At 46.9% G+C, this 1,228-nt stretch carries 2 protein-coding genes; both read left to right on the forward strand.

What is annotated here, in order from left to right:
- Positions 1-433 precede the first annotated feature (433 nt).
- Complete coding sequence (locus ACN0IC_RS15580) at positions 434-808, forward strand: hypothetical protein (RefSeq protein WP_156790362.1); 375 nt, start codon at positions 434-436, stop codon at positions 806-808.
- A gap of 65 nt (positions 809-873) precedes the next feature.
- On the forward strand, positions 874-1,176 hold the full coding sequence (locus tag ACN0IC_RS15585) for a hypothetical protein (protein WP_156790361.1): 303 nt from the start codon (positions 874-876) through the stop codon (positions 1,174-1,176).
- Positions 1,177-1,228 lie beyond the last annotated feature (52 nt).

Genomic DNA, 1,228 nt, shown 5'->3' on the forward strand with positions numbered 1-1,228 from the left:
CCCTGTCCCAGTTCGGTGACACCGGCATCTTCTTCAAGCACCAACGGTACGAAGATCGCTAAGGGAGAGCGATAACCAGGGTTACACCCCTCAAGCCCGGGCGACGCAAGTCCCCGGGCTTTTTTGTGTCTGCTCAGCCTGTCCTTGGTTCGTGCTCACCGGACGGGGGTGCCTTGCTTGTAGGATATGGCTTACAGAAAAAGCTAAACGGTTGATATAAAGTGATTTTCAGGGAAAGGGGAATGCTGGGAAATACGGGAAATAGGCCGCTCATTCGAGTTTTTTCGGCTGCGAACGGTTCTCAAATTATCTCCAGGTCATTGTCTGTGCTGGGTTTTGTAGCTAAGAAAGGCGCTGCCCGATACAGAATTATGTCGAAAAAAGATAGGTCGAATCGTTCGACTGAATACGCTGTTAAGTTTGAGATCTATCTATGGATCACGACGAAGATATAAAGATTATAAATGCCTTTGTTGGTCGTGATTGCGAACGAACGCTGGCGTGCAATTCGATTAAATTAAGGTTTTCGGAGAAGGGGCAATATATTTGGATCGATCCTCCATGGATCCTCAATAACTTATCCGGAGCGGTTATGCGATCCGACGAGTATCCCGGAGATACTAGCGAATTCGAGGAGTGGAGTGAGGCTTTGAGTCCCCTTGACCATGTACGGCTGAAGTCATTCGATTATCAAAGAGGCTGTTTGGTGCTGTCTTTCAATAATGAGCATACGCTGATAGTTCCTCCTTCTTTGGCAGAAGTAACCCAAGAAGACTTTTATCATCACTGGTATGCAAGTTCAGAATAACTTAACAAGTGCCTGCAAGCCGACCTTCGGCGGCTGAGGCGGGCGTTAAATTTTCAGGAAAGTATGTGAAGAAACGGAAAGTCTGCGTATTCGTAGCGTTGGTTATTTATTTGGCCGGTTATCCAGTGGCAAGAGGTTTGCATCTGCTTGTGCATGCTAAAGGCTACATGACTAAGGATGGCGAGCGTGTTTTAGTTGAGCACAGTATTCGGCAGGGTGACTTTGGCGTTCCAGTGTTTACGCCGCTAGAAAGTCTAACTGCATCAATTGCCTCTTTAATATACTCTCCAATCAAACCCCTAGAAGTGTCATATCATTATTTTGTCGAGCCAAAAGGAAGCCAGTGGTATGTGCAAGTCAAAATTTAACAAGCGGCGGCAGGCGGATCAAATTTCCGCTCGTTCCTCGCTCCAATTTGCC

The sequence above is a fragment of the Litorimonas sp. genome, from assembly GCA_029936425.1.
GTDB lineage: Bacteria > Pseudomonadota > Alphaproteobacteria > Caulobacterales > Maricaulaceae > Litorimonas.

Coding starts and splice junctions, on each gene's coding strand:
- ACN0IC_RS15580 (WP_156790362.1), top strand. CDS start 434: ATGGATCACGACGAAGATATAAAGATTATAAATGCCTTTGTTGGTCGT.